Origin of the sequence: Mesorhizobium sp. M0751 (assembly GCF_040320265.1) — a bacterium.
Lineage (GTDB): Bacteria > Pseudomonadota > Alphaproteobacteria > Rhizobiales > Rhizobiaceae > Mesorhizobium.
On record NZ_JAMYPH010000010.1, the window covers coordinates 138,112 to 164,754 of the forward strand.

At 63.2% G+C, this 26,643-nt stretch carries 21 protein-coding genes; 3 read left to right on the forward strand and 18 right to left on the reverse strand.

The genetic code is table 11. From position 1 onward, the window contains the following. Positions 1–276: 276 nt before the first annotated feature. The 10 genes from NKI19_RS17320 to bglB all read right to left on the reverse strand — a co-directional run bounded on the left by NKI19_RS17320 (position 277) and on the right by bglB (position 15,921). Positions 277–3,405 carry a PAS domain-containing protein gene (locus NKI19_RS17320; RefSeq protein ID WP_352565729.1) on the reverse strand — a complete coding sequence of 1,043 codons (3,129 nt, stop codon included), beginning with the start codon at positions 3,403–3,405 and terminating at the stop codon, positions 277–279. 403 nt (positions 3,406–3,808) lie between these two features. Next, complete coding sequence (locus tag NKI19_RS17325) at positions 3,809–5,389, reverse strand: MFS transporter (protein ID WP_352565731.1); 1,581 nt, start codon at positions 5,387–5,389, stop codon at positions 3,809–3,811. Further along, positions 5,386–6,480 carry an HlyD family secretion protein gene (locus NKI19_RS17330; protein WP_352489659.1) on the reverse strand — a complete coding sequence of 365 codons (1,095 nt, stop codon included), beginning with the start codon at positions 6,478–6,480 and terminating at the stop codon, positions 5,386–5,388. The genes NKI19_RS17325 and NKI19_RS17330 overlap by 4 nt, the downstream gene beginning before the upstream one ends. A gap of 474 nt (positions 6,481–6,954) precedes the next feature. Continuing rightward, entirely contained in the window at positions 6,955–8,043 is a 1,089-nt protein-coding gene (locus NKI19_RS17335) for an ABC transporter ATP-binding protein (RefSeq protein ID WP_352489657.1), read from the reverse strand. 7 nt (positions 8,044–8,050) lie between these two features. Further along, positions 8,051–9,103, reverse strand: a complete 1,053-nt coding sequence (locus tag NKI19_RS17340) for a carbohydrate ABC transporter permease (RefSeq protein WP_352489656.1) — start codon at positions 9,101–9,103, stop codon at positions 8,051–8,053. Continuing rightward, positions 9,100–10,122, reverse strand: coding sequence for a carbohydrate ABC transporter permease (locus NKI19_RS17345; RefSeq protein WP_502899299.1), 1,023 nt, complete (start codon positions 10,120–10,122; stop codon positions 9,100–9,102). The genes NKI19_RS17340 and NKI19_RS17345 overlap by 4 nt, the downstream gene beginning before the upstream one ends. After that, on the reverse strand, positions 10,119–11,387 hold the full coding sequence (locus tag NKI19_RS17350; RefSeq protein WP_352489655.1) for an ABC transporter substrate-binding protein: 1,269 nt from the start codon (positions 11,385–11,387) through the stop codon (positions 10,119–10,121). Before NKI19_RS17350 ends, NKI19_RS17345 begins: the two co-directional genes overlap by 4 nt. An 87-nt stretch (positions 11,388–11,474) precedes the next feature. Then, positions 11,475–13,994: a hypothetical protein gene (locus tag NKI19_RS17355; protein ID WP_502899300.1), complete on the reverse strand. Its 2,520-nt coding sequence runs from the start codon at positions 13,992–13,994 to the stop codon at positions 11,475–11,477. Then, the gene (gene kduI, locus NKI19_RS17360) at positions 13,991–14,824 is read right to left on the reverse strand and encodes a 5-dehydro-4-deoxy-D-glucuronate isomerase (RefSeq protein WP_352565733.1); all 834 of its coding nucleotides are present in this window, start codon (positions 14,822–14,824) and stop codon (positions 13,991–13,993) included. The genes NKI19_RS17355 and kduI overlap by 4 nt, the downstream gene beginning before the upstream one ends. Continuing rightward, entirely contained in the window at positions 14,821–15,921 is a 1,101-nt protein-coding gene (gene bglB, locus NKI19_RS17365; RefSeq protein ID WP_352489652.1) for a beta-galactosidase BglB, read from the reverse strand. Before bglB ends, kduI begins: the two co-directional genes overlap by 4 nt. Before the next feature lie 111 nt (positions 15,922–16,032). Between bglB and NKI19_RS17370 the strand changes: the two genes are divergently transcribed. Continuing rightward, complete coding sequence (locus tag NKI19_RS17370) at positions 16,033–17,094, forward strand: LacI family DNA-binding transcriptional regulator (protein ID WP_352489651.1); 1,062 nt, start codon at positions 16,033–16,035, stop codon at positions 17,092–17,094. On the opposite strand, the gene NKI19_RS17375 is transcribed toward NKI19_RS17370, so the two are convergent. Continuing rightward, entirely contained in the window at positions 17,079–17,549 is a 471-nt protein-coding gene (locus NKI19_RS17375; RefSeq protein ID WP_352489650.1) for a flavin reductase family protein, read from the reverse strand. The two genes, NKI19_RS17370 and NKI19_RS17375, sit on opposite strands and share 16 nt — an antisense overlap. 11 nt (positions 17,550–17,560) lie before the next feature. Further along, positions 17,561–18,718 (reverse strand): LLM class flavin-dependent oxidoreductase, encoded by a 1,158-nt coding sequence (locus tag NKI19_RS17380; RefSeq protein WP_352489649.1) that lies wholly within the window; start codon positions 18,716–18,718, stop codon positions 17,561–17,563. Positions 18,719–18,946: 228 nt separating this feature from the next. Here NKI19_RS17380 and NKI19_RS17385 point away from each other — a divergent pair, with 228 nt between their 5' ends. Both NKI19_RS17385 and NKI19_RS17390 read left to right on the forward strand, forming a co-directional pair. Next, positions 18,947–19,603, forward strand: a complete 657-nt coding sequence (locus NKI19_RS17385) for a GntR family transcriptional regulator (RefSeq protein WP_352489648.1) — start codon at positions 18,947–18,949, stop codon at positions 19,601–19,603. Between the two features lie 18 nt (positions 19,604–19,621). Continuing rightward, positions 19,622–20,737: a Gfo/Idh/MocA family protein gene (locus NKI19_RS17390; RefSeq protein ID WP_352489647.1), complete on the forward strand. Its 1,116-nt coding sequence runs from the start codon at positions 19,622–19,624 to the stop codon at positions 20,735–20,737. A gap of 25 nt (positions 20,738–20,762) precedes the next feature. Here NKI19_RS17390 and NKI19_RS17395 read toward each other — a convergent pair whose 3' ends face one another. The 6 genes from NKI19_RS17395 to NKI19_RS17420 form a co-directional block, all read right to left on the reverse strand. After that, positions 20,763–21,821 (reverse strand): ABC transporter ATP-binding protein, encoded by a 1,059-nt coding sequence (locus NKI19_RS17395; protein ID WP_352489646.1) that lies wholly within the window; start codon positions 21,819–21,821, stop codon positions 20,763–20,765. A gap of 40 nt (positions 21,822–21,861) precedes the next feature. Then, the gene (locus NKI19_RS17400) at positions 21,862–22,683 is read right to left on the reverse strand and encodes a carbohydrate ABC transporter permease (protein WP_023674179.1); all 822 of its coding nucleotides are present in this window, start codon (positions 22,681–22,683) and stop codon (positions 21,862–21,864) included. Beyond that, positions 22,684–23,586, reverse strand: a complete 903-nt coding sequence (locus NKI19_RS17405; protein ID WP_245274609.1) for a carbohydrate ABC transporter permease — start codon at positions 23,584–23,586, stop codon at positions 22,684–22,686. Positions 23,587–23,621: 35 nt separating this feature from the next. Beyond that, positions 23,622–24,959: an extracellular solute-binding protein gene (locus NKI19_RS17410; RefSeq protein ID WP_352565735.1), complete on the reverse strand. Its 1,338-nt coding sequence runs from the start codon at positions 24,957–24,959 to the stop codon at positions 23,622–23,624. A 61-nt stretch (positions 24,960–25,020) separates the two neighbouring features. Then, on the reverse strand, positions 25,021–25,680 hold the full coding sequence (locus tag NKI19_RS17415; RefSeq protein ID WP_352489644.1) for a GntR family transcriptional regulator: 660 nt from the start codon (positions 25,678–25,680) through the stop codon (positions 25,021–25,023). Between the two features lie 39 nt (positions 25,681–25,719). After that, positions 25,720–26,604 (reverse strand): dihydrodipicolinate synthase family protein, encoded by an 885-nt coding sequence (locus NKI19_RS17420; protein WP_352489643.1) that lies wholly within the window; start codon positions 26,602–26,604, stop codon positions 25,720–25,722. Positions 26,605–26,643: the final 39 nt, after the last annotated feature.

The following is a 26,643-nucleotide window of genomic DNA, read 5'->3' on the forward strand; positions in this document are numbered from 1 at the left end:
CATGCGTTAACGCGAGCGTTGCGTTGGAATCGGTCTCGCCAAGTGAGTTGGGCGCTGTCGTCATCGGGTGCCCCTGACGGACAAACAAACTCTGGAGATTGTCGGCGCTTCTTGTAGCACTTGCTCTTGATAGCTGGACTGGGCTGACGGACTCACGTCGCCACCCTAATCCCGCCACGCCCCAACCGCACCTCATGGAAATCCATGCATTGCACGGGGCGGCGGCGGCCCTTCACCGAGAGCCGAAAAAACCAAGCGCTTACTGAGCGCCGCCCGTTATTGCGCAGCTTTCGCTTCAATCGGAAGGGTGAAGATGAATGTCGCCCCACGCGGCACGTTATTCTCCGCCCAAAGGCGTCCGCCGTGAGACTCGACGATCGAACGGGAGATCGCGAGCCCCATGCCCATCCCGTTCCCTTTCGTTGTAAAGAACGGCTCGAATATCTTGTTGAGACGTTCGATACCCGGGCCGCGGTCGCTGACCTCGGTCTGGATCGTGTCCTCTATCCGGCGCACGCGCATCCCGAGAACCTTGTCGCCCGCGGTGGTGTCCATTGCCTCCATGCCGTTGCGAATGAGGTTGACCAGGACCTGCTGGATCTGGACGCGATCGAACGCAACCAGCGGAAGGTTGCTTTCGACGTCGATGTCCATGCGAACGCGACGCCGCATGGCCTCCTCGGCCATAAGGTCACGTGCTTCGGCAACGACGCTAGGGATCGGCGTGCTGGTTCTCATTTCAAGCGAAGGTCTGAACAGGGCACGGATGCGGCCGACGACCTCCGCCGCCGAGTTGGCGTCGCGGCTGATGCGCTCGGCCGTGATCTTCGCGCGCTCGACGTTCGGGGGCTCGGCGGACAGCCAACGGTGGCATGCGCTGGAGTTGGCGACGATGGCGGCCAGCGGCTGGTTCACCTCATGAGCGATGGATGCGGAGAGTTCGGCAAGGCTCGCCGCCTGGCTCGCACGCGCAAGTCTCTCTTGTGCCAGCCGAAGCTCCTCTTGTGTCCGCACCTCATTTTCGATGTCGAGGCAGATAACGTTCCACTGCACGATGGCGCCTTCAGCGTTGCGCATCGGCGCGGCGCGCGTCTCGACCCAGCGATATTCACCATCGAAGCGCCGCAGACGGTGCCGTCGCGCATACGGCTCGCCTGTGGACAGACAATGGGCATATCTCTCTTTGACACCTGTCAGGTCGTCGGGATGAACACCGGCGTCGAGTGTGCCGGCCAGCCGGGACTTTCCCGCTTCGTCCAACTCCTCAAGATTGTATCCGAGAAATTCTCGGAGCTGCTGGCTGCGATATATCGGTTCGCCGTTCGGCGCGGCGCAATCGATCATTGCCGGCAGCGTTTCAACGAGCTGCCAGAGCGCGCGTTCTCTCTCGCGCAGCGCTTCTTCGACGCGCAGCTGATCGTCGATGTCGTGCGTAAGGCCGTACCATTGGACGATGCGTCCACCCTGGTCCCGCAGCGGCTCCGCGCGGCCCTCCATCCAGCGATAAGCGCCATCGGCACGGCGCAGGCGATACTTCATGAAGAAGCGCTCGCCGGTGGCAAAGCAGCTGTCGAGTGCTTCCCTCAGGCTGGCTGCATCGTCGGGGTGGACGACGATGGCAATGAAGGCCGCCAACCGGCTCGTGTCCGGCTTTTCCGCGTCCGCTATGTCCAGGCCGAGAAAATCTATCAGGCGCTTGTTGAAGAAGGTCGGCTCACCGTTGGGAGACAGCCGCCAGAGGTAGCTCGGAACCATGTTGACGAGTTGCGAGAGCTCTCGTTCCCGGTCGTGCAACGCGGCTTGCGTGGTCACCAGGTCATGGATGTCGACGCTCACGCCGTACCATTGGAGAATGCTGCCATCTTCGTCGCGCAGCGGCTCGGCGCGAGTCTCGGTCCAGCGATAGCCGCCGTCGGCCCGCCTCTGGCGATATCTCTGAACGTAAGGCACGCCCGTTGCGAATGAATGGCGGATCGCCTGCCGTGCGGTGTCGATATCGTCTGGATGGATCACGCTCAGCGACGGCGATCCGTCTGGGGCGGTGATGTCATGGAGCGTGGCCCCGGTTACATCGGTGAACCGCTTGTTGACGTAGGAAGGCGTCCCTTCCCGTGTCGTGCTCCAGATCAAAGCGGGCACGGTGTCGATAAGCTGCTGAAGGCGCCGCTCGCTTTTGCGCAACGCCGCTTGCGCGCGCACCTCATCGTCGATGTCGAGAGAAACCCCGTACCACTGCACGACCGTTCCGTCGTCATCGCGCCGCGGCTCGACCCTGCACTCAGCCCAGCGATAGGTGCCGTCTTTTTCGCGCCAGCGAAACCGCATCGCGGAGCCGCCGCCAGTTTCGAAACACCTCAGCAACGTGCGCTGCACCTCGGGTGCATCTTCGGGATGAATCACCTTGTGCAGCAACGTTTCGATGCCCGGCTCGCCGAGCGCATCAAAGTTCGCGATAACGGAGCGGAAATGGTCCTGGTATCGCTTGTTGAAGTAGACCGGCCCGCCGGTCGGCATCACGCTCCAGATGCGGACCGGCACGGCGTCGATCATGTGCTGAAGTTGCTGCTCGCTCTGCCGCAACGCCGCTTCGGCGTGCATCTGATCGTCTATGTCGTGACAGAGGCCGTACCACTGGACGATGCGGCCGGCGTCATCGCGCATCGGCTCCGCCCGGCTCGACATCCAGCGATAGACGCCATCGGCACGGCGCAGGCGATAGCGCATGGCGAAGCTCGCACCGGTAGCGAAGCAACCATGGAGTGCATCGCCGAACGCTGCCGCGTCGTCCGGATGAACGGCGGCCTGTATCATCGCCGCCAGCCGGCTTATGCCCGGTCGGTCCAGATCCGCTACGTCGAGGCTGACAAAGTCAACCATGCGCCCATTGAAGAAGATCGGCTCGCCGTCGGGATCGAGCCGCCAGATGTGACTCGGGACCATGTCCACCAGTTGCGAGAGTTCCCGCTCGCGGTCACGCAATGCTGACTCGGCCCGCTTCTGGTCCTCAATGTCTATTGTCGTGCCGTACCATTGAACGATGCGCCCCTGGCTATCGCGAAATGGTCGTCCTGAGCTTCGAAACCAGCGATAGACGCCATCGGCGCGCCGTAGACGATGCTCGGTATCATAGGGATCGCCGGTTTCGAGGCAATGCCGCCATCTGGCGGCTACAGGATCATAATCGTCGGGATGGACGGCTCGACGCCAGCCGAACTCATCGTCGTCTTCGGAAGTGTTGAGATCCTCATGCGTGTTGCCGAGGAACGCCAGGGTGTTTGGGCTGACATAGGTGAACCTTCCGGCGGCATCGGCTGCCCACGCATGGCCGGGCATGCTCTCGATGATTTGCAGCGCGAGCGTTGCTTCGGGGTCGATTTCGCCAAGTGAGTTGGACGCTGCTGTCATTGGCTTCTCCTGTCGGACAAAAAAGCCTGGGGACGGTCAGCGCCTGATATAGCACTTGTTTTCAATATCTGGACAGGCGAACTCACCGCCTAAATCTAGGCCCGCCATGCCTCGGCTGCATCTCATGGAAATCCATGCATTGCGCGCAGATATCGCTGCTACAGGGGCCCTAACGATCGCCTCGCGCGAGGAGCGACGCGGATCGATGCATCAAGACCTACCACTGGGAATACGAGCCGGACAGGTAAGACGCTCGGCTGCCTCTTCGTCGGCTCCAGAGTGAAACCGGAAAAACCTCTGCATTCGTCATCCCTGTCTCGTCCGGTTAACACGGCTCTTGGGGTAATCTGGAAACCTCTCCCGTCCAATACATCTGTTCCAAAGTATAGAACCTGGACGCGGTTTAGTTCTGCGGAGCGGCTTGGCGGCCGAGCAATTGTTTGGCGACAATGAGACAGGGAGCAGCGACCGCGAACAGCAGGACGAGCGCGAAGAAAGCTTCGTCGAACGAGATCGTGGCGACCTGCTTCTCAAGCGCGCGCTGCAGCAGCGGCAGGGCGGCCTTGGTCGCCGCAGTGCCGTCGACACTGTTCGCCAGAGCGTTCGCAGTGGCTCTCAAGCGCTGGTCTACGGCTGGATCGCCATTGACGAGGTGGGACGCCAGTATCGTCCGATTGTGGGCATTCTGGTGATCAACATACGTTTGCAAGAGGGCTGTGCCGGTCAGACCGCCCACCTGCTTGCCGAAGTTGAACAGCCCGATGCCGAACGGCAGCGCATTGGCGGCAAGGCCCTGCAGTGTAACCAGCGTCAGTGCCACGAACAGAAGGCCGAGGCCGAATCCTCGCAGCAGCAGAGCAAGGGTCAGATCCGGTGATCCGCTACCGCTCGTCGAAGCGGACAGCATCCACATGGCGCCTGCGAAGAGCAGAATGCCAAATGGCGCAAGCGTGATCGGGCGCATCCCGGTCCTTTGGATGACGAAGCCGGACAACAGAAGTCCAAGCGCGAGCATGGCTCCGCTGGGCAGCAGAAGCACTCCTGCGCCCGTGGCGGTAAAATCGAGCACGTTGAGGGCAAAAGCCGGAATGAGATAGGCGCTGCTTGAAAGAGCAGAGCCGGCGACGAAGCTGACGAGCAGGCCGAAGCGAAAGTCCGGATTGCCAAGGGGCGAGATGGCCAGCAGTGAGCCTTCTGAACGAAAGCGGGTCTCCCAGACGGCCAGAAGGCCGGCGGCCGTCACACCGGTTGCGGCAAGGAAGGTGATGTCGGTGTCGTCGAACCAGTTGAACCTGCTGCCTTGCAGCAGGACGTAGGTCAAAAGCGCGGCGCTGATGCCGAGCAACAATATCCCGACGGCAGGAAACCTGGTTTTCCGCCAAAAGGTCTGATCGCCGTCCGCCGCCAGAAGGAGAAGGGAGACGATGCCGAGCGGACTGATGCTCAGGAATATCCACTCCCAGGTCAGATGATCGACAAGCCAGCCCTGCAGGGCCGGCGTGACGGTCGTCGGAGCCATGACGGCGCCTACGGCAAAAACCGCCTGAACGACGGGCTGATGCCGGTGCGGGAAGCGAAAGAACAGTAGTGTCTGGCCGGCGACGAGAACTGTGCCGCCGGCCAGTCCTTGGACAATGCGGCAGATGCAAATCCAGGTGAGGTCCACCGACAACGTCAAGGTCGCGGATGCCAGCAGAAGGGCGACAACCCCCGCGCGCAAGCAGGCGGTCGGCCTGGCTGCCGTCACAAGAAGCGGAGCGACAAGGAACGCCGTCAGCTTGGCCGCGATGAAAACAACGTCGATCATCGCCAGTTCGTCCAACGTTGCGTAGGTGTCGCCGAGCATGTCGATCCGGCCGATGGACAGTGCGGTGGATGCGACCGCGTCCATGAAGGCGGCAAGCACGACGCCGGTTGCTATCAAGCAAGCGCGCAGGGTGCCGGGATGGCGCTGCACAGCCGCCGTTTCGGCGAGGTGCATCATTGTGCTGAGCGCCCGTCCGCGGTCCCGCCTGTCTGCATTTCCTGCGCTACTGCCGGAGCATCCCTGGTGCCGACGGTGATGGCAACACGAGCCGAGAGTCCCGGAACCAGGCGGCCGGGCAACGGATTGCGCGTCATCCTGATCTTGACCGGCACGCGTTGGACGACGCGGATGAAGTTTCCGGTGGCATTGTCCGGCGGCAGCAGGCTGAATGCCGCGCCACTGCCGGGAGCGAAGCTGTCGACAAGGCCGTCGATTTGCAGATCTGGATATTCGTCAACCATGACGCGGACGCGTTGGCCGATCTCAACCTGCTTCAGCTGTGTTTCCTTGAAATTGGCGACGATCCAGACATCGTTAACCGGAACGATGTCCAGGGCTGCTGTCCCTGGGTTGACATAGCGGCCGACACGGATCTGGCGATTGCCGACGATGCCGTCGACCGGGGCCCGCACGACGGTGTTGGCCAGGTCAAGCATCGCCAGGTCGAGCGCTGCCTGTGCCTGCGACAGGGCTGCCTGCGCACCGGACAATTGTGCATCCAGAACACCGAGCTTCAACTTTTGAGCCAGCAGATTGGCCTCTGTGCCGTCCAGCGATGCCTTTGCCTTGTCATGGCCGGCCTGCGCATCCTGCAGCTTCTGATCGCTTGCGGTCCCGTTCTTCTGCAGCGTGACGTAGCGGTTCAGGTTGGCGCGGGCGAATTGCAGGTCGGCTGCGGCAGATTGCTTCTGCGCCTCAGCCTGCGCGATCAATGCGTCCTGCAGTTCACGGGTCGCCTTGATGTTGGCGATTTCCGCCTGCCGAGCGGCGACGTTGGCTTTCGCCTGCTCCGCCTTGGCCTTGTAGTCGCTGTCGTCGATGCGAAACAGAACAGCACCCTTAGACACACTGGCATTGTCGTCTATGTCGACTTCGACGACGTAACCGGCAAGCTTCGGAGCGATGCTGGTAATGTCTCCGCGGAGATAGGCGTTATCGGTCGTTTCCTCGAACCGGCCCCGCGTGAACCATTGCCAGCTCCATATAGCTGCCATTGGAATCACCATAAGGGCAACGATGACGATTGCGATCTTGCTGGCTCGGCTCATGATTGCCTCGACACCCGGTCGATGCGCTCGCTATCGAAGGAGGTATCCGCCTCCCGAAGAGCGAGATGTTCGGCAAGGCTGGAAGCCCATGGTGCGCAGTACAGTTTCACGAGAACGTCTCCGTCGAGCTGCGGTTCTGCAACAAAGCAGAACTGCAGAACGATCGCGGATTTCACGGCCTCGCCGCTATCACGCGGACGAACATCCCATCTGCCCTGATCGGTGGTTCGTACTGAACCTCAGCACAGGTCGTATTATCATTCAGCCGGATTCCTCAGGCGCGCGAACGTGCCGGCGCCGAGCTCCGTATTGCCGAAACTCTGGACATTCCGTGGCAGCAATGATCGCAGGGAGCGCCCGCTTGAAGAGTTCGGGTGCCTTAACGTTCACCTATTTTGAAAAGCGCGCGCAGCACGCGTCCGCTGTGCGGCAGTCACGACGGTTCATGAAAGCAACCCGCTATCTTGCCTCCGGCTAACGCGGTGCGACACGCAGCCCGGCGGCATCGAAGAGATGCATACGCTCCGACGCCAGGGCGAGGTTGATCGGCGGGCCTTGCGTTTCAACGCCCTGCTGCTTGAGAACGGCGATCAGTTTGCTGTCGCCGGCAATGGTGGCGTGGACCACTGTTTCCGGTCCCAACGCCTCGGCCAGCACTACCCGCGCTTCCACCGATCCCTTGCTGCCATCCGAAAGTTGGATGTCGTGTGGCCGGATGCCAAGCGTCGCGTCGTCCCCCGGTTTCAGCGCGACTCCGTCGGCCGCGACCGAGGCCGACAGCCCGCCTGGACCTTCGACACGCACCTCGGCGGCGCTTGCCGAACGCACCTTTACCGGCAGCAGGTTCATCCGCGGCGCGCCGATGAAGCCGGCGACGAACAGGTTGGCCGGCGCGTTGTAGAGATCGAGCGGCCGGCCGACCTGCTCGATCCGCCCCGAGCGCATGACCACGATGCGGTCCGCCAGCGTCATCGCCTCGATCTGGTCATGGGTGACGTAGATCATCGTGGTTGCCAGCCGCCGGTGCAGGCCCGCCAGTTCAGCACGCATGGTGATGCGCAGTTCGGCATCGAGGTTGGACAGCGGTTCATCGAGCAGAAAGGCGGTCGGATTGCGCACCACCGCACGGCCGATCGCCACGCGCTGCTTCTGACCGCCCGACAATTGACCGGGCCGGCGGTCTAGATAGGGAGCAATTTCCAACATGCGCGTCGCTTCCGTGATCCGCGCGTCGATCTCGGCTTTCGGCATACGGATGTTTTCAAGCCCGAAGGCGAGGTTCTGGCGCACGCTCATGTGCGGATAGAGCGCGTAAGACTGGAACACCATCGCCAGACCGCGCTGCGCGGCCGAAACGTTGGTGACGTCGACCCCGTCGATCTCGATCTTGCCGTCGGTCGGTCGATCGAGCCCGGCAATCAACCGCAGCAGCGTGGACTTGCCGCAACCCGACGGACCGACGAGGACCAGCATCTCGCCGTCACCGACGTCAAGATTGATGCCGTGCAGGATCTTCATCTTGCCGTAAGCCCGATCGATGTTGGTCAGCGTTATCCGTCCCATGACATCCTCACTTCAGCCCGGTGCCGGCAATGCCGGAAGTGATGTAACGCTGCAGGAAGACGAAGACGAGAACGACGGGGATCATCGTCACCACGGTCATCGCCAGTATGTAGTGCCACTGCACGTTTAGCTGGCCGGCATAGGTGTTGAGGCCGACCTGGAGTGTGTAGAGTTCCTTGCGCGACAGCACCACCAGCGGCCACAGAAAGTCGTTCCAGCGCCAGACGACCGAGAAGATCGCCAGCACGGCGAGCGCCGGTGCTGCGAGCGGCAATACGATGCGCCAGTAGATCTGCCATTCGGAAGCGTTGTCCATGCGCGCCGCGTCGAGCAGCTCGTCGGGGATGGTCAGCATATATTGGCGCAGCAGGAAGACGCCGGTTGGCGTCGCCACGGTCGGCAAGATCACGCCCCACAGCGAATCGAGCAGCCCGACGGCGCCCACCACCGAATAGAGCGGCACCAGGATGACCGACAGCGGCACCATCAGCGTACCGACGATCACAAGCATCGTCAGATCACGACCGCGGAACTTGTATTTTGACAAGGCGAAGGCGGCCATCGAATTGGTGAGCAGCGTGATCAGCGTCGCCATTGCCGTCACAAAAACCGAATTACGCAGATAGCGCAGGAAGTCGAAATGGATGAAGGGCTCGGTGTAGTTCTCCGTCGCGAAGCCGATTTCGCGCACCGGCTGCCGGTCGGCGATGTTGACCTTCACGACATCGTTCGGCGCCTGCGGGTCCACCATCTGCGCCATGATGCCGATGCGCCGCACCTCGGCCAGCACCTTGGTCGAACCATCCGGCAGCTTGACCCTGTAGAGGGCCAGCGGCTTTTCGTAGCCTTCAACCCTCGCCTGTTGGCTGACATAAGGCATTATGGTCGGCGGGAACTCGGCGAGCTGTGCGGGCGTCTTGAATGACGAACCCACCAGCCAGACGGCCGGACCGAACATGATGACAACGCCGCCGACCAGCCACAGCCAGCTCACGATATCCGTCCAGTGCCAGCCGCGACCGCCGCGCCGGCGGGTCAGGAATGTCATGACGACGCTCATGCGCGGGCTCCTTTCCGCTCACCCCGGCGTCCGACCTGCAGTTGAACCAAGGTGAGCACGACCAGCACCAACCCCATCAGGATCGAAGCCGCCGAAGCCAGCCCCGGATTGCGCAGCAGGGAGGCGAAGCCGATCTCATAGATGTACTGTGTGATATAGAGGGTCGAGGTTCCCGGCCCTCCACCCGTCAGCACATAGACTTCGTCGAAGATCTGCACGGCGCGGATCAGCGTCAGTACGATGACGACAAGCAGGTTCGGCATTAGCAGCGGCAGCGTGATGCGCCAGAACACCCGCGCCGGTTTCGTGCCGTCCATCTCGGCCGCTTCGTAAAGGTCGCGCGGGATCGCCTGCAATCCGGCAAGCAAGATCAGCGTATAGAAGCCCATATGGGCCCAGACCGAAACGCTGACCGCGGCGGTGAAAGCCCAGAAACGGTCGGTCAGCCAGTTGTGCGGCTCGCCGCCCAGATCATGGACGATCAGGTTGAGCAGGCCCTGGCGCTGCAGGATCCAACGCCAGATCAGGCCGGTGACGACGGGCGACAGCAGCACCGGAAAGAAGAACACCGCCCGCCAGAAGCTGCGCCCGACGATCTCGCGGTTGAGGATCAACGCTGTCGCCATTGACACGACCGTCATCAGCGCCACCTGCACGACGACGAACAGGCCCGTATTGTGCACGGCCTTCCAGAAGAGGTCCTCGTGGCAAGTGGCAGTGTCCAGGTAGTTGCCGCAATCGAGCAGGCGCCGGTATTGCTCGAGCCCCACATAGGTTCGGTCCTGCAGGAAGTAGGCCGTTCCCGACGTGGCCGAATAGAAAAAGTTGATGATCATCGGCACCAGGACGAAAATGCCGAAGATCGCCATGTTTGGGGCGAGGAAGAACGCGGCCATGCCGCCGGTGCCCGTCGCGCGCTGCCAGAACTTCAGCGGCACGTTGAGGATCGACGCCAGCCACACGACCGGCGCCGCGAGGGCGGCGCCAGTCCATGCCTTCAGTGTCGCGGCGGCGGTCACTTCGCCTCGGCAACCTTGTCGGCGATATCCTGGTCGATCCTGCCCCAGGCATCGTCGAGGCTGAGCTCGCCGGCCATCACCTGGCTGACGCGCGTCACCAGCGCGGCGAAGTAAGCGTTGGCCCACTTCCACGGCGGCAGCGCATCGGCCGCCGGCAGGGTTTCACCCGCCGCCTTGACGAACTTGTCGAGCGCCGGACCGACGTTCTTGTCGGCAGAGACCCATTTCAGCCCGCCCTTGTCTACGACGCCCTTGTGCGCGGGCAGAAACAGCGTGCGCTCGCTGAACTCCTTCACCACGTCTTCACGGGCCAGATAATCCATGACCTTGGCGACGTCCTTGGGATTCTTCGTGTATTTGATGGCGACCAGCGCCGCGCCGCCCTTCACGCCCGAACATCCTGCAGTACCGCAGGGCGAGCCGGTCGCCACCCAGTCGAAACTGTCGCCGATCTTGGTCGACAGATTGGCGACCTGCCAGCTGCCCGAATAGTAGAACGGGATCTGGGCGTTGATGAAGTCGTCGGCGGCCGCGCGATAGGTCGAGCCTGCCGCCGACACCCAGGTATCCTTCAGCATCAGGCCCTTGGCGGTCCAGTCGACCAGCTTGCCGACGAACGCCTTGGTGCCGTCGTCGACTTTCGCCGGCATGCCATCGGGGCCGATATAGTTCGCTCCGAAGGAGACATTCGGGCCCGAAATGCGGTGACCGGAACGGTCGATGGCGAAGGCAGCCGGAAGCTGCTGGCTCTTCGCCACCTCGGCGGCGGCTTTGATCCAGTCGTCCCAGGTCGCCTTGTCGCCGGGCAGCGGCACGCCGGCCTGTTCGAACAGCGTCTTGTTGGCGAAGCCGCCGGTGAGCGTGAGCTGGGTCATGAAACCCGGGATGGCGTTGGAGCCGTCGGGGCGCATCCAGTCCAGCGTGTCGGCGAAATTGTCCTCCCAATATTTCGGATCGGCCAGCAGTGGCCTGAGATCGAGCCAATGCTGGGCAAGCTCCTTGATGTTGGTGACGCGGGCGATGTCCGGACCCTGGCCGGCTTCGAGCTGGATGGGCAGCTGCTCCTGGATCACCTTGTAGGCGACGTTGTCGAGCGTGACGTGGATGTCGGGATTGTCCTTCATGAAGCGGTTCAGGATGTCCTGGATGACATCGCCTTCGACACCGTCCGAATACCACATGATGCGCACGTCGCCGGCAAACGCGCTGGTCGATGCGAGCAGGCTGACCGATAGCGCGGCCAGCAAAGTGCGGGTCTTATTCATGCTTCGTCTCCTCCTTTACCAGGGCGGGGCCCCGATGGTTCAAGCTGCCACGCCCTCTCCTCTTGAGCGTCGCAGCCGATTTCCTCCCTACTCTCTGTGCTTCATGCGCATCGCCTCGCCGCGCACGGTCCAGTTGGTCGGATCGAGTGTACGTCCCTCAGCCACGATCCTTGCGTCGGCGAGGAAATGCACCGTGCCGTACTCCGGGTCGTCGACGATCAATTCGCCGTCGGGACCCGACCGCACCGACAGGCCGGCAAAGGCGCCCGCCCAGGTGTCGAGTGCCGGCAGATTGGCATCCCGGTCACCGAGGCGAACGATCCATGTCGTCCTGCGTCCCGCCGCCCGCAACTCGTTGCCGGCGGTCGGGCCGGCCACGACCTGCGTGAGCGGAACATCCGTTTTCAGCATGACGAAGGCGTCGCCAGATTGCGCGAACGCCCGATCGCCAGCCACTTGCACGGCATCGAAGACGCTTGCGGGGAACCAGGCGTGTGTAAAGTCGGGCTGTTCATCCGAGCAGGAGAAGCTGACTATCGCGAGGTCGCGGTATTGGTGAAGCCGGGGCAAAGTGCCTGAACCACCCCAATATGATGGTCTGCCATATCCCGACTGCAGCACTTCGCCGGGGTGGTTGATCCAGATCTGCGCATCCGGATTCTTGCCGAGCCGGGCGTGAATGACGGTCTCCTGATAACCCCATTGATTCCAGCGGTAGCCAGCGGCGCTGCCCATCGCATGGTCGCGCGTCTTATAGTGGTAGAGCCGCGCGAAGCGGTCTTGTCCCTGCGCAAAAGTCCATTCCCACGCCGCATCGCCGGTAAGGGAAGCAATTGCTGCCAACCCCTCCGGAACGCTCAAATCGTGATCCCGCAGGCAGAGTGCCAGCTGCGGCAGCGCGTGAAAGCGCATGCCGTAATTGCCCTTGCCCCAAAGCATGCGGCAGATGCCGGATAATTCCAGGGAACGCGCGGCGCGCAGCGTGTGCTCATAGGAGCGGCCCTGCGCCCCGGTGAGGATGCCGCGATGCGCCGAGCGGGCGACGATTTCAAGCAGGCGTGTGATTGCCTTGCCGGCACGTTCGGCGATGTCCCAGTCCGGGGCCAGCGCGTAGAGCGCACACAGGCCCTTGAGGTCGATCGGGAAATAGGGCGCCGAGTTGAACTCGGCCATCTCCCATGCCTCGAAATGGTCGAGCCAGGCGCGTACCCGCGCGGCTCCAACCGCGGACTGTTCGCGGCCAAGGCGGCCCGACCGCACGAACCGTGAATCGGGCAACAGCACTCCCGCAATATAGGCGGCGGTGTGGAAGAGCAGCGCGTGGTTCTCGGAGAAGTACCACTGCACATCATTGCCGGGCTCGTCCATCCAGTAGCGATAGCCGAGGATGGCGTTGTCGACGCGCTCCCGCAGGCTCACTTCCAGCCGATCGCCATAGGCCTTGCGGCACCACAACAGCGGCACCAGGATGAAGTCGGCGCAATCGTGACAATCCTCGATCGCCGGCAGCGTGCCGGAGATCATGGCGTCAGTCTCGGCGCCCTGCTGTCCGATCGCCAGGCGCGCCAGCGCGCGCACGGTGTCGGCCTCGGCGTGACCGGCGACCTCGCGCAAGGCCTCATCAATACGCGCAGTAAGCGTTTCCGGCGCATCGCCCTGACGGCGCGCGTGGCATATCTCGACGCCGAAGACACGCGATACGGCATGGTCTGCGACCGTCAGGGCTACCTTGAAATGGCGAAAGTCGGCCGGCAGCTGCTCGGCATCGGCGATCGGCAGCCGCGTCTGGCCCGCCGGCAGATCGAAGGCGAAGCGCACCGGCGTCTCGATCGACATGAAATCGCCCTCGATCTCGACCTCGACTTGCGCGTCGCGCGGCAGGGCCACGCCGGTGACGAGCGCCACCTCGCCGCCGTCATAGGCGGGACGCTCGAAATGCATGTCGTCGAGGGCTGCTTCCATCGCATCGGCAACCCCGCTCTCGACTTCGATCGGCAGTGCCACCGAAGCAGCCGGACCGGATAGATAATCGAGCTGGAAATAGTAGCGGGCATCGCGCTCGGCGAGATCGTCGAACCATATGCGAATGTCGTTGCGGCCGGCCCTCAGCGCGATCTTGAAGTGCTCGGCACTTTCCAGATTGCGGCCGTAGGGCGCCATCCAGCCGGCTTCCTCACCATTGGCAAAGAGTATGGCGCCGCCGCATGTGCGCAGCCGCACCATCACCTCGCCACTCGAGGCCACCTCGATGGTGGTCTCGACCCAGGTTCCAAGCACCGTCGGCCGAAACCAGAAGCCCGATAGGTCGATGCGCGGCGAGGCGAAGGGCAGCCAGAGGCGCTCGGCGCCGAATTCGGCGCTGACCTGTGGTCGCTTGCCGCGTCGTTCCGCCGCGAACCGCGTGCGGCACGGATATTCATGCGGAATGAAATTCTTGTGCTTGGTCAGGAAGAAGAAGGGATCCATCTCGCCTTGCATGGGCTGGTCGGCCACGTCGTAGCGTTGCTCGGCGATAGACCCGAGCCGCCAATAGACGATTGGCTGCCCCGCCATGAGCGGCCGGCGCAGCGTAAAATCCGTCCGAACGCTTTGCGCGGCCTCGCTCATCGCAAATCCTTCACGGCAACTGGATCGACATCGGTGTAGGCCTGGTTCTCGCCGGTCATGCCCCAGACGAAAGCATAGGGGCCGGTGCCGGCGCCCATATGGATAGACCAGGCGGGCGACAGGACAACGTCACCGTCAGCGGCCATCAGGTGGCGCGTCTTGTCTGGCCGGCCCATCAGATGGATTACACGGTCGGCTTCGGCGAGGTCGAAGTAGCAATAAGCTTCCATGCGCCGCTCATGCAGATGCGGCGGCATCGTGTTCCACACGCTGCCCGGCGCGAGGTCGGTGATCCCCATCAGCAAGAGGCAGGACGGGGCCACTTCGGGATGGATGTACATGCGCAGCGTGCGCCTGTTCGCACGAGCGTCCTCGCCGAGCACAAGCGGCTTGGCTTCGCTGCTAATGATGAGACGGTGCGCAATATCGGCGCCGGCCGGCACCGAGTTCATGTAGAAGCGCGCCGGCCTCTCCGGATCGTCGCTCGCCAGCGTCACCTCGCGCGCTCCGCGTCCGACATAGACGATGTCGCGGTTAGCCGCGGGAAAGCGCCGGCCGTCCACCGCGACGGCGCCATTGCCGCCGAGATTGGCGATGCCCATCTCGCGCGCGTCAAAGAAGAGCGGGGTGCCGACTTCGGCCCCGTTGCCGAATGTTAGCGGGTTGGCCAGCGGCACCGCGCCACCGACGATCATGCGATCGATATGGGTGTAGACGAATTCGATCGCGCCAGGCCGGAACAAGCCGTCGACGAGGAACTCGGCCCTCAGCCGGTCCGTGTCCATGCCGGCAATATCGGCCGGCGACGCGCCATAGAGCGTCCGCATCATGCCGCCTCCACGTTCGCCTGCAGATGCCGCGCCCCTTCGGTCAGGCACAGAATGGCCAGCGCCTGCCCGTAGCCCGTCGGATGGATGGGTATATCGCGATAGAACTGCAGGTCTGCGCCCATGCGTGTGCCATAGGACACGTTCGCCACCACACCTTTGTCATCGATGTTGGCCACCACGGCTTCCAAGGCGCGGAGGCCGGCGGCACGGCACTCTGTCGAGCCGATGCCGAGCCGCGCGGCCTTCATCAACCCGTAGCCGAAGCCGGCCGTGGCGGAAATCTCCTCGTAAGACGTCGGGTCGTCGAGCAGAGTGTGCCATGCCCCCGAACCTGCCTGCACCTCGAGCAGGGCGTTGATCTGCGTCTCCAGCACGCCGAGCAGATAGGCCCGGACCGAAGGCGCAATTTCGGCGAACTCCACCAGTTCGAGGATACCGACGGTAATCCAGGCATTGCCTCTCGCCCAACGCGCACGGGCGAAATTGTGCCGTCCCGCGAACGTCCAGCCGTGAAACCACAGCCCTGATGCCGGGTCGGCGAGATAACGGGCGTGGACCAGGAATTGCCTTTCTGCTTCTTCGACGAAGCGACGTTGGCCGGCAGCCTGGCCATACGATGCGAGGAACAGCGCCACCATGAACAGCGTGTCGTCCCACAATTCGTCCTCGTTGACCCGGTCCGAAACATCATGCTGGAAACCGCCTTCGGGCGTCCGCGGCAAGGCGGTGGCCACCCGCTCGGCCCATTCGCGCAGCACCGGCTCGAAGCGCGGCTGGCGCCGGCGCCGCCACAATTCGCTTAGCGCCAAAAGGGGCGCGGTGGTGTTGACGTTCATCGCAGGGAGACCGGCAGCGATGCGTCGGTCGTACCAGGCCTCGATCGTCTGCAGCAGCCGATCGTCGCCGGTCTGCGCCCACAGCCGAACCAGCCCGTAGAGCCCGACGCCTTGCGGCCATTCCCAGCTGTCGAAGCTGACATAGTCGCCCGGCGTGCCGTCGAGATTCGGCTCATGGAACCGCCCGTCATGACGCAACCCGGTCATGCCGGCCACAAGGCTGGCAAGCACGGAATTCAGGCGTTCGGCCGATAGCGGCATCACTCCTCCCGTTTCTCCCGCTTCATCGGAACTGTTTCACAGCCATTTTTCTTGCGCAATCTGAAAATTTTTTGCATTAATCGGATGACTTTGCCGGAGGTGACGGAGCGGATGAATATCCAGGGCAAGCGCGGCCGCCCCAGCCGCCGCATTCGACTTGAAGAGATCGCGGCGCGTTGCGGCGTGTCGGTCAGCACCGCCTCTCGTGCGCTGAGCGGCGTCGGTGGCGTGAGGGATGAGCTTCGTGCCAAGATCATCGAAACGGCGAAGTCGATGAACTATGCCGTTCCCGCCTCGGTTGCCGGCCGCAAGGTCATCCTGGCCGCAAGCAGCGTGGCAATGGTGGACAGTGCCCGCAATCAGTTCACCTACCATGTCCTTGACGGGCTCAACGAGCGTGCCCGGTTGCTGGGCGTCGAACTGGTGACCCGGCCGGTTTCGGCGCCCGAGGACGAAATCGCGCTGCTGCGTGAATCCGAGCGCGACGACAGCGTCGCCGGTTGCCTGTTTCTGACGCTGGACGATGACGATGTGCTGACGCTGACAGCCGGATTCGCCAAACCGATCGTGCTCGTCAACGGCGACGATCCCTCGATGCGCCATTCGAGCGTGACGCCCTGCAATCGCTCTGCCGCCATGCTTGCGGCGCAGCATCTGATCGGCCTCGGCCACCGCCGCATCCTGTTCCTGATGCGGCGTGGCCGGCGCACGATCGAGCGGCGCTACGAAGGTTGGCGCGACGCGCTGATCACGGCCGGCATTGCCGGCTTCGACGACTTCGTGGTCGAGGTGCAGGACTGGCTGCCGGAACTTGCGAGCAGGGCCGTCAGCGAGCGCATCGCGGCCCGCGGCCTCGATTTCACCGCCGTGCTGACGGCTGGCGACAGCTTGGCGTTTGGTGCCATCGCCGGCGTCCAGGAGGCCGGATACTCGGTGCCTGGCGACGTGTCCGTGGTCGGTATGGACGACTTGCCGCTCGCTGCCTTCTGCAATCCGCCGCTGACGGCGATGCACATTCCTATGCGCGAGATCGGATCGGCGGCGCTTAGCCTGCTGCTCGACGATATGGCCCATTCGGGGTCGCCGCCGCGTCGCGTCGAACTTGCCTGCAATCTCGTGGTGCGCCAGTCGACGGCACCAGCCCGAAGCGGCGGTCATCAGTTGGCCTTTTGAGCGCGCGACTTGCCGCCAGCAAAGAGCAGCGGCAAACCCTCTTGCGTCTCCAGTTCAAGGACACATCCAAGCAGGATCATATGGTCGCCAGCCGGGAAGCGGTCGACGACGCTGCATTCGAACCGCGCCAGTGCGCGCGGCAGCAATGGCACGCCGTGCTCGCTCCACGACAGGTCAAGATCGGCAAAGTCCGTCCCCGACTTCGAAAAGCGCCAGCACAGATCGATTTGATCTTCCGCCAACACGTGAATGGCGTAGTGCGCGGAATTGGCGAAGGCTTCGAACCGGCGCGAGTGGCGGCCGATTGACCAGAGCACCAGCGGCGGATCGAGCGACACGGATGAGAAGCTGTTGGCAGTGATTGCGACCGGGCCGTCGGCCGTGCCGGTGGTGACGACCGTGACGCCGGTGGCGAAACGTCCGAAGGCGTTGCGCAAAAGGCGGGGATCACACACGACATGCTCCATCAGCGGCGCTCTCCCGTTCCCAGTGGTGTCGCCGGGATCCGTTCCGGCACCCGGCCATAGGCGTGCGGGAGCGAGCATGTCTTGAGCTGGGGCAACACCTTGGTGCCGAAATGACGCGCCTCGTCGAGATGCGGGTAGCCGGAAAAGATGAAAGCGCGGATCCCCATCTTCATATACGCTTCGACTTCCGACAGAACCTGATCGGTCGAGCCCACCAGCGCCGCGCCGCAACCCGAGCGCGCCCGCCCGACACCGGTCCACAAATGCGGCTCGACATAGCCTTCGGCATCGGCGATCTGGCGGTTCCTGGCCTGGTGCGATACGCCGAGCGATCGGGCGTCGAGCGCGCGCTCGCGGATCGCCCTGCCCTGCTCGTCGTCCAGCTTCGAAACCAGCTCCCGGGCATATTCCTTTGCCTCGGCCTCGGTATCGCGCACGATCATGTGGACGCGCAGGCCGTAGTCGAGCGTCCGCCCATGACGCTCGGCTCGTTCGTGGACGGCTTTCATGCGGCTGGCAAGCTCCTCCCTGGTTTCCGGCCACATCAGGTAGACGTCGCACTGTTCGGCGCAAAGATCGAGCGCGTCGGGCGAATAACCGCCGAAATAGAGCAGCGGGCCGCCATTTTGCTGAAAGGGCTTCGCCGATGCCGTCGAGAGCCCGTTATAGCGATAGACCTCGCCCTCGAAATCGATGCTGTCCCTGGTCCAGGCCTGGCGCAGGATCTGCACCACCTCGCGGGAACGGCGATAGCGGTAGGCGCTGTCGGCTGTCTCGCCCGGAAAGTCCGATGAAATGATGTTCACCGTCAGCCGGCCTTCCAGCATGTGATCCAGCGTCGCAATCGTGCGCGCCAGCATGATCGGCTGCATCTCGCCACAGCGCACAGCGGCAAGCAGATTGATCTTCGACGTGATCGGCGCACAGCCGGCAACGAAGCTCAGCGTGTCCTGGCCGACCTGATAGGACGACGGACACAGGATGTTGCGGAAACCGAGTTCCTCGGACGTCTTCACGATCTCGGAGCAATGCGCCCAGCTCGAGCGCAGCGCGCCGTCCGGCACACCGAGATAGCGATAGTCGTCCGAGCAGAGTGCGGCGAACCACGAGACTTCGGCTGCGTCGAGATCCGGCGAGGTGATTGGGACGATGCTCATTGCCACTCTTCAGAAAAGACGTCCGGGCCACTCTTCAATGACGTCCGGAGCTGCGAATAGGGCTTGCGTAGCATTCGTTTTGGTGTAGATCAATATTGTATCAATTTTGGAGCCAAACCCGAAACCGGGATGCGATTGGAACACGGGATGCATTTGACAAGGGCTGACCCCGGCCACCGATCCAGCCAGATGCGTGGCCCCTTGCCTGTACACTTGCAGACCAGCGAAATGCTGATCCGCGAAATCGCGGCCGGACGGCTGGCCGACGGGGCGCGGCTGCCGCCCGAGCGCGAGATGGCCGCGAGCCTCGGGATTGCCGTCGGCACGCTCAGGCGGGCGCTGGCAGATTTGACCGAAAAGGGCCTTCTCGACCGCATCCAGGGCTCGGGTAACTATGTGCGGGCGCGCGGCGACTTGCTCGGGATCTATGCCTTCTTTCGCCTGGAGCGCATCGGCGGTGGCGGCCTGCCGAGCGCCGACGTGCTATCAGTCGAGCGGCTGCCCAAGCCCGCCGACCTGCCGCAATTCGGCAGCGCCGGCGAAGCCCACCGCATACGCCGGCTGCGACGGCTCGACGGCGAGCCGGCCGCAGTCGAGGAGATCTGGCTCGACGTCAGCCGCGCCGAGCGGCTCAAGCGCGAGGATTTGTCGGAATCCCTCTATCTCCATTACCGGCTCGCGCTCGGCTTTTCGATCGTTCGCGCCGAAGACCATGTCGCCGTCGCGCCTGCGCCGGACTGGGCCCCGCTCGAGTTCAGGCCACCGCCGGGGACGGTCGTGGGGTTCATAGAACGTATCGCCTGGGCTGGCGACGGCGCCAGCGCGGAATATTCCCGCAGCTGGTTCGATCCGGGCGCGGCGCGGTATGTCACGCGTTTCAGATAGGCCGGAGGAAGACGCAGCGTGACCAGATCATCGATCGGCTACGGCATCATTGGCTGCGGCATGATGGGCCGCGAGCATATCCGCAACATCGCTCTGTTGCCCGACGCGCATGTGGCCGCGATCTTCGAGCCGGACCCCGGCATGTTGGCGGCGGCGCTGGCGACGGCGTCGGGCGCGCGATCGGCGGCATCGATCGCCGAGCTGCTGGCGATGGACGAGGTGGACTGCGTCTTGATCGCCAGCCCCAACCACCATCACCTCAGTCAGATGGAGCAGATCGCCGCACTTCGACCGCTGCCGGTGCTGGTGGAAAAACCGCTTTTCACCGAGACCGCCGACGAGGGGCGGATCGCGCTGTTGAAAGCGCGGCTTCCGCTCGTCTGGGTGGCCATGGAATACCGCTATATGCCGCCCGTCGCCGCATTCGTCGAGCAGGCGCGCCACGCCACCGGCGGCATCCGCATGCTGACGGTCCGCGAGCACCGCTTCCCGTTTCTGGCCAAGGTCGGCGACTGGAACCGCTTCAACCGCAACACCGGCGGCACGTTCGTCGAGAAGTGCTGCCACTTCTTCGACCTGATGCGGCTGATCCTTGAATCGGATCCCGTCCGCGTGATGGCGAGCGCTGGACAGGCCGTAAACCATCTCGACGAACGCTATGGCGGTGAGAGGCCGGATATCCTTGACCATGGCTATGTGCTGGTTGATTTCGCGAGCGGCGCGCGCGCCATGCTGGAACTGTGCATGTTTGCCGAGGGCAGCCGCTACCAGGAGGAACTCTGCGCTGTCGGCGGCGACGGAAAGATCGAATGTCTGGTGCCCGGACCAGGCCGTTTCTGGCCGACCCACCTTGGCCCTGCGCCAGTGCCCCAGTTGATCGTCAGTCCGCGCAATCCGCCTGGACCACGACTGCTGGAGATTCCCGTCGACCCCCGGCTGCTCGAAGCAGGCGACCATAACGGTTCGACCTATTTCGAGCACGCCCGCTTCACCGCTGCGGTGTGCGGACAAGGCAAAGTGGAAGTGACCTTGCAAGACGGCTGGTGGGCCGTCGTCATGGGTCTCGCCGCCCAGAGATCGGCCGGCGAAGGCCGCGCCATCGAACTCGCCGGTGAATTCGCCTTGCCGACCTAGGCTGACCACGCATTACCGGACCGAGTCAGATGCGCCGAGCAGTTTCGGCGTCGAACAGATGCGCACATGCGCGGTCGATCTCGATCCGCACCCCTTCGCCTTGCTTGAGCGCAAGCCTTTCTCGGAAGAGGCAGGAGATTTCTTCACCGGAGCAGTCGACCCTGGCGAAGATTTCCGAGCCGGTCGCCTCGAGAAGCGTGACCGTGCCCGGCATACCTTGCCCCGTCGCCCGGATATGTTCCGGGCGAATGCCGTAGACGAGTTCGCGTCCCGCGGCATTCACCGGCTGGGCGCCTTCCGGCAACGGCAGGACCAACCCGCCGGCGCTGCGGAACACGCCCTCCTCGATGCGTCCGGCGATGAAGTTCATGGCGGGCGAGCCGATGAAACCGGCAACGAAGAGGTTGGCCGGATGGTCGTAGAGGTCCAGCGGCGCGCCGATCTGCTCGACCAGGCCGTCATGCAGCACGACGATCTTGTCGGCCATCGTCATGGCCTCGATCTGGTCGTGCGTGACATAGATCGTCGTGGTACCCAGGCGCTGGTGCAGGGCCTTGATCTCGCCGCGCATCTGGACGCGCAATTTGGCATCAAGGTTGGAGAGCGGCTCGTCGAACAGGAAGACCTGTGGGTCGCGTACGATCGCGCGGCCCATGGCGACCCGCTGGCGCTGGCCGCCCGAAAGCTGGCGCGGATAACGGTCGAGCAGCTTTTCCAGGCCAAGAATGCCAGCTGCCTTCCGGACCCGGCCAGCGGTGTCGGCCGGATCGGCTCTCTTGATCTTGAGGGCAAAGCCCATATTGTCGGCCACAGTCATATGCGGATAGAGCGCATAATTCTGGAACACCATGGCGATGTTCCGGTCCCGTGCACGCAGGTTGTTGACCATACGCTCGCCGATGGCGATCTTCCCGCCGGAGATCGTTTCAAGGCCTGCAATCATGCGCAGCAGCGTCGACTTTCCGCATCCCGACGGGCCGACCAGGATGACGAACTCGCCGTCGGCGATATCGACGCTGACGTCGTGAATGATCTTGGTGGCCCCGAAGGCCTTCTGCACGTTGTTGATCGTTACCGATGCCATTGGATCTTTCCTGGAAAAGAGTGATGTCAGGGCGCGCCCCTCAGCCGCCCTTGACGGCGCCGGCGGTCAGCCCCGCGACGATCTGCCTTTGCGCGAACATGGTCAGGATCAGCACCGGCAACGTCACCACCAGCGCCGCCGCGGCGAGCGGCCCCCAGCTCACCTGCTCGTAGGACAGCATGTTGTAGACGGCGACCGGCAGGGTGCGCGTCTCACGGCTGGCGAGCACCACGCCGAAGACGAAATTGTTCCACGAGAAGATCACGGACAGGATGAAGGCCACCACGATGCCCGGCTTAGCGATGGGCAGGGCGACCAGCCGGAAAACCTGCCAGGAGCTGGCGCCGTCGATGTTGGCCGCCTCTTCCAGTTCCATCGGCGTGGTCTCGAAATAACCGATCATCACCCAGACCACGATCGGTACCGTCACCACCAGGTGGATGATGATCTGCGGCCATAGCGTGCCGAGGATCCCGATCCATTGGAACAGCAGAAACAGCGGGATGAGATAGGATAGCCCAGGCGTCATGCGGGCGATCATGATGACGACCGCCGACCGTTCAGCCTTTAGCCGTGCGATGCCATAGCCGGCCGGTACGCCGATCAACAGCGCCAGCAAGGTCGCCGTGCCGGTCACCAGAACCGAGTTCCAGAGATAGAGCAGGAAATTGTTCTCCTCGAACACCTTTACATAGTTCGACCAGGCGAAGCGTTCGGGGATCAGGATCGGCGGATAGGCACCGTTATCGATCTCGAATTTCAGCGACAGCGAGATCATCCAGAGGAAGAACAGGATCGCCGGCGAGACGAAAACCAGGGCAGCGAAAAACAGACCGATCTGGTTGAGCAGCCGTGAACTCATCTATTTGCCCTCCGTATCGATCCACTGCGAGCGTTGGCGCAGCATCAGCAGGACAAACGACAGGGCCACGATGACAATGAAGAACACCACGGCCATGGCCGAGCCGTAGCCGATATCGTAGTAGGAGAAGGCGGTGTTGTAGAGATAGATGTTGATGGTCTCCGACGCCGTTCCCGGCCCGCCCTGGGTCATCGCATAGATGATGTCGAAGCTCTTCAAGGCATCGATGGTGCGGATGATGACCGCGATCATCAGGAACGGCGCGATCATCGGCAGAGTGAGATAGCGGAATTGCTGCCAGGCATTGGCGCCGTCGATCTCGGCGCTTTCGAAGGGCTCGCGCGGCACCGAGGCCAGCCCGCCAAGCACGATCAGCATGACCAGCGGCGTCCACTGCCAGGTCTCGACCGCAACCAGCGACGGGATGACCGTGTTGGCATTGAAGATCCATTCCTGAGCCGGGATGCCGACCAGCGACAGCAGGTAGTTGAGCACGCCGAGCTGAGGATGAAACATCATTGTCCAGACCAGTGCCACGGCAACGGGTGTCGCCATCATCGGCATGACGAAGACGCCGCGCAGCAGGCCGCGCAGCGGAAACCTGGCGTCGAAGATCAGGGCGGCCAGTGTGCCCAGCAGCATCGGCGCTGCAACCGAGAGGAATGTGTAGGTCAACGTATGAACAAGGGATTCCCAGAACCGTGGGTCGCTAGCCAGGCGGAGATAATTTTCCATCCCGGCAAAGCTCCGCGACTGGCCGAGCGTCCAGCGATTGACGCTCATCCATAGGGTGAAAGCCCAGGGGAAAACGATGACGGCGCCGACGACGACGAGTGCGGGGACAACGAAGGGCCAGTAGTTGGGAGCCAGCCGGATCGTCTGGCTCCCGTCGATAACCGGCATCGTCACCCCGGTCTGTTCTGGGGTGGTGGCCGACATCAGCCCTGCTCGCTCCTGTCGAGAACCGGCTGGAACTGCTCGGTCGCCTTCTTCAGCTCCGCGGCGGGATCGGCGCCGGCAATCATGTTGGTCAACGCCACCCCATAGATGTCGCGGAATTCGGTGACGGGGATGATGACCGGCAGCGCCAGCCGGCTGATATTGCCCGAGCCGACCACGGCATCAAGCCAGCTTGCCGGCATGGTGACGCCTTCGCGCACCTTGGGATCCTCCAGCACGGATTTGCGGAATGGAACACCAGCGCCGGCCTGCAACAGCCGCGCGCCCATGGCTGGCGATACCGCCCACTGGCAGAACAGATAGGCGGCCTCCTTCTTCTCGCTGGCGGCGGTAACGCCAATCCCGTCGCCGAAGGTACCCGAGGCATGCGCCTTGGGACCCTTGGGCATGACGCCGTAACCGACCTTGCCGACCACTCTCGATTTTTCCGGATTTTCCATCGGCGGGGCAAAACCCACGCCGTCGAGCCACATGCCGATCTTGCCTTGCAGGAAGGCAGACTGTGCTTCGGCCCAATTGAACCCGGTAACGCCCGGAGGGGCGGACTTGGTCATCAATCTTTGATAGAGCGCGGCAGCCTCGATCGCCTCGGGAGCCTCGGTGCGCAGCTTGCCCTTGTCATCGAGCGGCGTCATGTCGTAGCCGAGCATCAGCGACGTCCACACCGGCGTGTTTGCGTTCTTGAGCCCGCGGGCGACGAAGCCGTATGTATTGGTCGACGAGTCGGTCAGCGCTTCGGCGGCGGCCGCCAACTGGTCGAACGTTTCAGGGTATTTGAGACCCTTGGCCTCGAACAGCTCCTTGTTCCAGTAGACGATCCAGTAGTCCACCGAGAAGGGCAGTGAACGCAGCACGCCCTGGCCGTCCTTGGCAAACAGCATGCCGGCTTCGGCGAAGTCGCTTTCGACCAGCGCCGGATCGGTGAGCGATGGATCGGCGAGATAGCCGGCGATATCGGCCAGCCAGCCACCCTTCTCGAACTGGCGCTTCTGCACGTGGTAGCTCAGATGCACGACGTCGAAGCTGGGCTTGCCCGAGCTCAACTCGATCACCGTCTTCTGGCGCTGCTGCTGCTCGGGCGTTGCCTCGGCATTGACCTTGATGCCGGTCAGTTCCTCAAACTCGGCGAGATATTTCAGGATGGTGTCGCTGCGCGGGCTTTTCACCAGGTTGACGTCAAGTGTCGTCCCGGCAAAGCGTTTCCAGTCTACGCCTGCGGCAAAGCCGGGGCGAAGCCCCACAAGGCCGGCAGCGGTGAGCGCCGCGGTTCCGGCAAGGAGTTGCCTCCTGGTTGGGTTGAACAGATTGGACGACATTTCTTCCTCCCGGTTGCTGTCGTTGTGGATGCGCCGCGAACTGCGGCGCGGCTATATTTCCTCAGATCTGGAGCGCCAGCCGGCGCGCATTGTCGATATGCAGACTGATCGCTTCAACCGCCTTTTGCGAATTGCGGCTCTCCATGGCTTCGATGACGGCCAAATGTTCGCGCATCACCGGCACCACACGTCCATCGATGCGGAAACGCTCCTGGTGGATCAGCCGGATTTTCACCGAGTTGACCAGATAGGCCTTGGCGATAATCTCGTTGCCGAGCGCATTGATGAAGGTGTCGTGCATGGCCCAGTCGATGTTCTGGGCCTTGGCTTCCATTTCCGGCGTCGGCGCCTGTCCCAGAGCTTGAGCCAGCATCTCCTCATGTTCGCGCCGCATGCGGGCAAGTTCGGCGTCAGAAGCGCTGGTCGTGAATAACGCCACTGCCTCGCGTTCCATGAACAACCGAAACTGAAACGCCTCGCGGATCAAATTGATGTCGATATGCGCGATCTGCATGCCGCGCTGCGGGATGGTGGTCAGCAGTCCCTCAGCCTCGAGACGCGGGACGATCTCGCGAATAGCACCCAGCGGCAGTCCGGTGAAAGCGACCAATTCGCGCTGTGACACGAACTGCCCCGGCCGCAGATCGCGGGCCAGCAAATGCCGCGTGAAGCTGGCATAGGCCTTCTCCCGGAGAGTGATCGGTTCGCTGCCGTCTTCCACTTCAGCTCGCTTCCTTATCGGTCAGCCCGGCCTTGTCGGTCAGGCCGCCTCTGTCGCAAACAGCCTGTCGTAAGCCGCGGCAAGCTGCCGCTGTCCTTGCGGATCGATCGCCTCCAGGGGCGGGCGGACCGCCAGCCAGCGCTCGTCGCCGGTCTTGCGCGCAACCATGACCTTCACCGCCGGCGTGACCGGGTATCTGAGCAATTCGAGCACGAAGTCCTCGACGCGTGGGTCGTCGCGGCCGTCTTCGACCATTGCGCGGATTTCGGCGGTAACAAAATTAGCCATGCCGGAAATCGCGCCCTGTCCGCCGTGGCGCACGCTTCTCGCCAGATGCCGTTCGTCGCCGATGAGGATCACCAGATCGCTGTGCGCTTCAAGCAGCGCCTCACTGTAGCTCCAGTCCCCGCCGGAATCCTTCACCCCGGCCACCACAGCGGGAAAAGCGGTGCGCAGCCGGCCGATCAGCCCAAGCGGGAGCGGCACCATGGTGACTGAGGGAATGTTATAGAGCAGCACGTCGCGCGCCAGCGGACCGAGTGCGGCGAAGACGGCGGAAAACCATCCGAACAGCCCGTCCTCGCCGACATTCTTGAAGTAGCTCGGCGGGGCGAGCAGAATGTTGCGAACGCCGCGCTGCAAAGCGTGCCGGGCCTGATCGGCGGCATCTTCGGCTGCATCGACCAGCACTCCGGCGACGAGCTGATGTGCCGGAATACCGGCCGCCAGCATGGCCTCGGTGACGATCCGCCGCTCGTCGGTGCCGACCGAGGCCCCTTCGCCAGTGGTGCCGAACAGCGTCGCGCTGCTGCAGCCGGCGCCAAGGCAGGCTCGGGCGTGCGCGATCATTGGCGCGAGCGCTATCTTCCCCGACGGGTCGAAGGGTGTGGTTAGGGCAACCGAAAGACCAAAGCGGGAAGCCAATGCGATCTCCGTTGAAATCAATGTGCACGTAGCGATAGC

Bases quoted from the DNA above. Each gene is read 5' to 3' on its own strand.
- NKI19_RS17400 (WP_023674179.1), bottom strand. From the start codon at position 22,683: ATGAGTTCACGGCTGCTCAACCAGATCGGTCTGTTTTTCGCTGCCCTG.
- NKI19_RS17395 (WP_352489646.1), bottom strand. From the start codon at position 21,821: ATGGCATCGGTAACGATCAACAACGTGCAGAAGGCCTTCGGGGCCACC.
- NKI19_RS17385 (WP_352489648.1), top strand. From the start codon at position 18,947: ATGCTGATCCGCGAAATCGCGGCCGGACGGCTGGCCGACGGGGCGCGG.
- NKI19_RS17355 (WP_502899300.1), bottom strand. From the start codon at position 13,994: ATGAGCGAGGCCGCGCAAAGCGTTCGGACGGATTTTACGCTGCGCCGG.
- NKI19_RS17370 (WP_352489651.1), top strand. From the start codon at position 16,033: ATGAATATCCAGGGCAAGCGCGGCCGCCCCAGCCGCCGCATTCGACTT.
- NKI19_RS17335 (WP_352489657.1), bottom strand. From the start codon at position 8,043: ATGGGACGGATAACGCTGACCAACATCGATCGGGCTTACGGCAAGATG.
- NKI19_RS17320 (WP_352565729.1), bottom strand. From the start codon at position 3,405: ATGACAGCAGCGTCCAACTCACTTGGCGAAATCGACCCCGAAGCAACG.
- NKI19_RS17330 (WP_352489659.1), bottom strand. From the start codon at position 6,480: ATGAGCCGAGCCAGCAAGATCGCAATCGTCATCGTTGCCCTTATGGTG.
- NKI19_RS17325 (WP_352565731.1), bottom strand. From the start codon at position 5,389: ATGATGCACCTCGCCGAAACGGCGGCTGTGCAGCGCCATCCCGGCACC.
- NKI19_RS17340 (WP_352489656.1), bottom strand. From the start codon at position 9,103: ATGAGCGTCGTCATGACATTCCTGACCCGCCGGCGCGGCGGTCGCGGC.
- NKI19_RS17350 (WP_352489655.1), bottom strand. From the start codon at position 11,387: ATGAATAAGACCCGCACTTTGCTGGCCGCGCTATCGGTCAGCCTGCTC.
- kduI (WP_352565733.1), bottom strand. From the start codon at position 14,824: ATGATGCGGACGCTCTATGGCGCGTCGCCGGCCGATATTGCCGGCATG.
- bglB (WP_352489652.1), bottom strand. From the start codon at position 15,921: ATGCCGCTATCGGCCGAACGCCTGAATTCCGTGCTTGCCAGCCTTGTG.
- NKI19_RS17405 (WP_245274609.1), bottom strand. From the start codon at position 23,586: ATGCCGGTTATCGACGGGAGCCAGACGATCCGGCTGGCTCCCAACTAC.
- NKI19_RS17380 (WP_352489649.1), bottom strand. From the start codon at position 18,718: ATGAGCATCGTCCCAATCACCTCGCCGGATCTCGACGCAGCCGAAGTC.
- NKI19_RS17410 (WP_352565735.1), bottom strand. From the start codon at position 24,959: ATGTCGTCCAATCTGTTCAACCCAACCAGGAGGCAACTCCTTGCCGGA.